The sequence below is a fragment of the Nostoc sp. genome, from assembly GCF_054880495.1.
The window spans coordinates 1-6,396 of record NZ_JBTYKD010000300.1 but is presented as its reverse complement, the minus strand read 5'-3'; the positions used below and the strand labels follow the sequence as shown (position 1 = coordinate 6,396).

The window sequence follows — 6,396 nt, the reverse complement described above, 5'->3', positions numbered from 1 at the left end:
GAGCGGTGTATCTATATCCCACGATTCGCGATCGCCAATCTCCTCTGGCTAATCTTGATTCTGTGGATTCCATTTCCGGTAGAATCAGCGCTAGAAATCCTTTGTAGACATGGATCATAGTCATTAGTCATTAGTCTTTAGTTATTGATCAACTGCGATCGCACCCCATCCCCCCATCCCCCCATCCCGCAGCGCGATCGCACAAAACAAAACCGCCCCAGCCTTTGCAGGCAGGACGGTTTTATTCATTAACGTCGTCTTCGACTTGTTGTGCCAAGTCACGAAGTCCTTGTTTGATTACTTGCAATTCTTCTGTGAAAGCAGTTTCCAGTTCTGTACTCTCTTTGTATCGCGTCTTAAGTCGGTCTTGATGACCATGCACGTAACCATAAAAGGCTTTCTCTAGCAACTCTAAACGACTTAGCAGTTTCCCAGGAGGGCTGTCTCCGTTCTGGATATTTGCCCCAATGGTATCTCTTTCTTGGATATTGCCCGTATTAGTTCCCCTCTGCCCCTCAAGCCCATAGCCTTTGCTAATTGCATTAATGCTTCCCACTCCTGGTCTGTCAGTCGAATAGTTCTTGTTTTCATTCGATTTATTCACTCTTTTCGCTCCCTTATTTTACGCATATGCAAAAACAAATTGCATATGCAGCGTGACAAAAATACTTTGCATATGCAAACAATATAGCATTGCTTTGCATATGCAAGCAATATTTTCGCTCCCCAACGCCTCACCGTTTGCGTTGCACTCGGAGCCAATCACCCGCGCCTAAACCTTGCGCGGAAACACCCTAAAAATCACCTGGAGCGATCGCGGTAACGAGTTTCTGCGATGTGTTTGTTTTCTCAATGCAGACTTATAACTTACAAAAACAACATGACAATCACAATCCGAGAATTGCTTGCACACCTGAAACACTACCCTCTTGAGACGGCGGTCGTGATCGAAGATGTTGACGATGAAGAATTTGCGATCGTTGATTTTGTCCTTTCAGAAAACGTGCTGACTATCAAGATCGGCCAGAAGGCATACAAGGAAGACGGGGAGGAGGGAGACAGCAAATAAATAGTTTTTAGTAGTACAAAAATACCATTAGTCACATAACAGTCATGCATTGGAAGTCATGCATTGGATTTGGATTTGATACAAAAACACCAGCGTGGGCTGTTGTTAGCTGGCGCTGGTGTTTTTTTCTTTTTAGGGAATTTTGGGAATTTTGGGAATTAAAACTATGACTTACTGTGATCAACTTCGTCCGTGGGCAATTTTTCAGTGTCTGCCCAATGGCCAAAATGTCTGCTTTTATCGATTTCGCACCCGAAGCGATGCCGATGCTTACGTTAGCATTCTCCGCCAGGGGGGTGGAAAATTTCAGGTAGTTTTCGATCACCCAAGCTTACCATAGCTCAAAAGCGATCGCGTTAACGCAAACGCGATCGCCTTTGATTGATTCAAATACTTCAAACGTGAGCAATTAAAAAATAACACAACAGCCAACAATATTTATGAAGATCAAGCTAGTTCATGCATACTTTCTAATTTCCCTCGGTGACTACAGCAATGAGCGCATCGGCTTCACAGTTGAGCTAGAAGCAGAGGAGACGATTGAATCAGTAGTTTCGCAACTCAGACAGCAAGCGATCGCAGCGATTGGCCCAAAATCCGAAGAACTCTACGATAGAAATCGGCGATTAAGAGTAGAGAACCGCGAACTTCAAGAGAGAAATAGCAAGTTTCGCTCCGAATGGGATGCAACAGCAGAATTTTTGAGGGCGCAAGGTATCAAGCCAGAAGCGCCTTCCATGCCTCAATTCCAGAATTTACTCAATGCCGCTAAACCTGAATCACAAGCAGTCACCGCCGAATTCGTTGAGGAGGGCGATCCAGATAATATCCCTTTTGAAGCTGGCAACACGCCCGACGGCTTTTAGTGGCAATTTTTAGCGATCGTACTCTGGTTGAGGGAGTGCGATCGCCACAGATAGATATTTACGTGAAAAAGATCAGCGATAAACAATGACTGAAAACAACATCCCCCAACCAGATCCAGCATGGGATTACTATCTTACCTACCACAAACTACTCAAAGCTAAAGCCCAATTGAATCAATTGATTAATGATATTAAAGAACTTGAATCAGCTTCTGTGGAATCAGATGAGTCGATTAATAAAGATTTGGTTGATTTGATTAGCCTTATAAAAGATACCGAAATCCCAATCGAACCGCCTGATGAATCGTAATTGCGATCGCGCTTGCTTCAACTAGCGCGGGCTACCTGACACAGTGGCCGAAACGACGGGTATATAGCCCGTCGTCGCGGATTGGGTCGCGCAATTCAATTCGCCTTGAGAGGAATTTCTCTCAAGCCGGAGATAGCAGCAGTAGACGAGTTTTTAATTGAGAAATGACCGCAAGGTTTCTTGTCTTCATGAACTCGCTACTGTCGTATATTTCCCCCATATTTGAGCTTCAAAGTGAATTGATGTCAAATCAATTTTAGAAGATTCGCGGCTTGTATGTATGGGTAAATTGTTGCAATAAATCTTCTACCACCGAACCTTGAAAACATGAAAATAGTTGGTTTAGATGTCTGTAAAGACAGTGTTGTATCCTGGGTTTTAGAGTCAGTTCCCAGGAATTTTCGCCAACATTTTAAGGAAAATAAACGGCGTGAACCTGACGAATTAACCTTCAAGGCGAACAAAGAAGGTATCGCCGGACTACTAGCTCTCAAACCAGATGCGGTAATTATGGAACCTACCGGGGTGCATTACTCCTGGATTTGGGCGCACATCTGCCAAGCCGAAGGCATTGAGGTTTTATGGGCTGGGCATCAGGAAGCTGTGCATTACCGAAAAGAACACAAACTACCTGATAAAAATGACCAAGCTGACGCTTTAGCTCTTGCTGCCTACGCTATCGCCCACTGGCAACAGTCAGAATTCTTTCTGGAGTTTGAACCGGGAAAGGTAGCTCTCTTAAGGGAGTACTGGCTCCAGCTTCAATCTGTTAATCGGATGAGAAACCCGGTAGTCAACCGCGCCCGTCAGCAACTTGCTAAAGAATTTCCCGAAGCTGCGCTCAAGGAATCCGACCCAAGTAAATCTGATGGGATGGAGCCATTATGGTGTTGGCTAGCTGGTCGAGAGCGCAATCTCAAGAAAAATAATTTCTACTACGACAAACTTTATGCTCGGTCAATAGCTAAAGCTTATGGGGTAGAAATATCACATTTCAGCCGTCGCCTGGCTAATCATCTGTGTGATTTGCGACATTGGGAAATCGAGCTTGAGGTGCAAATACTGGAAATCTTGGCAGAACCGAAATTTGCACCCTACCGAGCAGTGATGACCAACTTTGGCATCGGCAACCGTCCCCAGGCGTTGCTCATTAGTCAAATTTATCCCTGTACCAAATTTGAATCCTTGGGGCGTTTCAAAAGACGACTTGGTATGGCCAAAGATGAAAATAGCTCTGGAGACAAGGAGACTATGAACACTGGCAACGGCTCCAAGCTGTGCCGCTCTCAACTATATATGTGGATCTTAGATCGAATTGCCCCCCAAAAAGCTAGACCCAAGAACGAAATCGGCGAGAAGCTGGGGAGCTTTTATGACAACAGAAACGCTCAATTTCAAGACAACCCAGAACTGTGGAAAGAGAAAACAATCATCCGACAGCAGGAAAGGGCATTACGAGAATTTAAAGAAAATCTCCAAAAAAGCCTACTGCCAATGATGACAAAGGAGATGGCACCGCAAGTTGAGGCAATGTTGAATTTGACCATGCAAACCATGCAAATCAGCCTCACAGCATCAGCTGAAAAACTCGCCACTGGCGCAAAGTCCCAAGAGGTTAAGCGGGGGTTTGGGAAGTTGGTCATATCCCAAACTGCCGCTTATGGTTGTCGGTTGCTGTTCAAGGAATTAAAAAAAGCAATTCAATAGTAACTTTAAAATACTCCTCTAAATGAACAGAGGAGTATTTTTGTACTAAATAAGCTATCTAAAGTGAAGAAAACAGGAGAAATAAACCTCTAATCTCCAATGTTGAGGCTCAGAACTCCAGTTTTCACCTTCAGAACTCGGAACTTCGACCTTTTAACTCGGAACTTCGACCTTTGAACTTGGAACTTTGACCTTTGAACTTGGAACTTCAACCTCTGAACTCGGAACTCCGAGATCCAAGGGTGAATGATGGTGAGTGAAGGGCGTAGGCGTAGCCCGCACTTCTCTACGAGACGCTGCGCGAACGGCAAGCTCAGTGACCATCGGAGCGATCACTTCCGTAATTACTAGCAGATGGGTAAGGTATAGAGCTTATCCGAGTCACTAAGACTTGAATCTTGTACTCTTACCGCGTATTACTTACTTGCTAATAGAATGTTCAATTGAAAGTGGTTAAGTATACTGAGGAAACTATTTACTCATTTGGGTATTTTAGTAGACATAGGCGATTTACCCAATAGTTTTAACAAAATAAGATGACACAATACGCCCTTGTCGTTGAAATTGCTCAGTATGACAACAGTTTAGGCAGCCTGATTAAACCTACTAATGATCTCGAAAATCTTCGTAGCACAGAAAAATTTTTGCTGGTGGTAGATGAGTTTGAGAAAGTATTTACAATTTGTGCAGATCAGGAAGAACGGCAGAGATTCATTGAACTACTGACTCAGGTAGTAGAGATTCATGATTCGCGGTTAGGAGTTGTGATTACCATGCGCTCGGATTCTTTTGAACCCTGTTTAGATTATCCCTCTGTGACTCACCTGATTCAAACCCAGGCAGGTTTTATGCCACCTTTAACCGGAGTTGATTTAAAGGAGACAATCACCGAACCTACGAAGCTTCAGGGTCATAGTGGTGAAAAAGCACTAGGATTAAAAATTCGCCAAAATCTTAAACAAGAAGCATTCTTGCCTTTGTTGGAGTTTGCCTTAACTAAACTCTGGGAGAAACGCCATCAAAAGAAAGATCAACTCACCCTAGAGGAGTATGAGAAGTTGGGAGGATTAACTGGGGCGTTAAATCTCTATGCAGAAAAGGTTTATCACTACCAAGATTATCAGGAGGAATCTCCAAGCCAAGAACGCAGTAACCAGGAAAAAGAATGGATTAAGCAGATTTTTCTGCGGTTAGTGCGAACAGAAGAGGGAGAAAAGGATACTCAACAGCGCCAACCGAAAGCCACACTATTAAATATTGCAGGTGATGACCTCAATCAACAGCAACAACTCACTGAGTTGCTAGATGGGGAAACGGGATTGATTAAGGGACGCTTGTTGGTTACTCTTAAAGATGAAAAAGGAGAAGCCTGGATTGATTTAGCCCATGCAGCTTTAATTGAAAGTTGGCAGCAGTTTGCCCAGTGGCGACGACAAGACCGAGACTTGCGACGGTTGAGTGATAAATTAGAAGATGCGCGGCGGGAATGGTTGAACAAAAAACCGGATGACAAATATTTGATACAAGGGGGACTGCTGGCAAAAGTCAGGGATAGCTGGCAACAATTGCAGCCCCATTTACAATCACCCCAGGAAGATGAAGCTTTTTACCAGCGCAGTGATGCCCATGAAAAAGACCGCATTGCCGAACTGGAAAGGGCACTCACTGAATCCCAGTTGCGAGAAAAGGCGGCGAGGGTACAAAATTTACTGTCTTTCCAACCCCTAGATAGTCTAGTTTTGGCAATTCAAGCTATGGGTGAGAATCAAGAAAAACTACCCCAACAGATTCTCGCACCCGTTCAGAACAGTTTGAATCGGGTGGTGAATAAAGCAAGAGTCTCTATTCCCTTCCGTGGTCATGAGGATGATGTCAATTCTGTGGCGATCAGCGCCGATGGGCAGACGATTGTGAGTGGTGGTACTGACAGTACAGTGCGGTTGTGGAACCTCCAAGGTCTTCCCTTGGCTGAACCGTTGCGTGGTCATGAGGATAATGTCAATTCTGTGGCGATCAGCGCCGATGGGCAGACGATTGTCAGTGGCGGTGGTGACGGCACGGTGCGGTTGTGGAACTGCCAAGGTCTTCCCTTAGCTGAACCATTGCGTGGTCATCAGGGTGTTGTCTTATCTGTGGCGATCAGCGCCGATGGGCAGACGATTGTCAGTGGCGGTGGTGACGGCACAGTGCGGTTGTGGAACCGCCAAGGTCTTCCCTTATTTAAACCATTGCGTGGTCATCAGGGTTATGTCAATTCTGTGGCGATCAGCGGCGATGGGCAAAGGATTGTCAGTGGCGGTGGTGACGGCACGGTGCGGTTGTGGAACCGCCAAGGTCTTCCCTTAGTTAAACCATTGCGTGGTCATCAGGGTGTTGTCTTATCTGTGGCGATCAGCGCCGATGGGCAGACGATTGTCAGTGGCGGTGATGACCAGACAGTGCAG

7 protein-coding genes are annotated in these 6,396 nt (G+C 45.2%); 6 read left to right on the top strand and 1 reads right to left on the bottom strand.

Annotated features, from left to right (window positions below):
* Window positions 1–241: 241 nt before the first annotated feature.
* The gene (locus tag ACYTXL_RS26140; RefSeq protein WP_461927241.1) at window positions 242–604 is read right to left on the bottom strand and encodes a hypothetical protein; all 363 of its coding nucleotides are present in this window, start codon (window positions 602–604) and stop codon (window positions 242–244) included.
* 276 nt (window positions 605–880) lie between these two features.
* On the opposite strand from ACYTXL_RS26140, the gene ACYTXL_RS26135 reads away from it, so the two are divergent.
* From ACYTXL_RS26135 to ACYTXL_RS26110, 6 genes are all read left to right on the top strand, one after another.
* Entirely contained in the window at window positions 881–1,069 is a 189-nt protein-coding gene (locus ACYTXL_RS26135) for a hypothetical protein (protein WP_461927240.1), read from the top strand.
* A 166-nt stretch (window positions 1,070–1,235) separates the two neighbouring features.
* On the top strand, window positions 1,236–1,409 hold the full coding sequence (locus tag ACYTXL_RS26130; RefSeq protein ID WP_461927239.1) for a hypothetical protein: 174 nt from the start codon (window positions 1,236–1,238) through the stop codon (window positions 1,407–1,409).
* Between the two features lie 100 nt (window positions 1,410–1,509).
* Entirely contained in the window at window positions 1,510–1,935 is a 426-nt protein-coding gene (locus tag ACYTXL_RS26125) for a hypothetical protein (RefSeq protein WP_461927238.1), read from the top strand.
* Between the two features lie 85 nt (window positions 1,936–2,020).
* A complete protein-coding gene (locus ACYTXL_RS26120) occupies window positions 2,021–2,245 on the top strand; it encodes a hypothetical protein (protein ID WP_461927237.1) in 225 nt (74 codons plus the stop codon).
* A 327-nt stretch (window positions 2,246–2,572) separates the two neighbouring features.
* The gene (locus ACYTXL_RS26115) at window positions 2,573–3,952 is read left to right on the top strand and encodes an IS110 family transposase (protein WP_461927236.1); all 1,380 of its coding nucleotides are present in this window, start codon (window positions 2,573–2,575) and stop codon (window positions 3,950–3,952) included.
* A 536-nt stretch (window positions 3,953–4,488) separates the two neighbouring features.
* Window positions 4,489–6,396: WD40 repeat domain-containing protein (locus ACYTXL_RS26110; RefSeq protein WP_461927235.1), on the top strand; the 1,908-nt coding region annotated here is incomplete at its 3' end.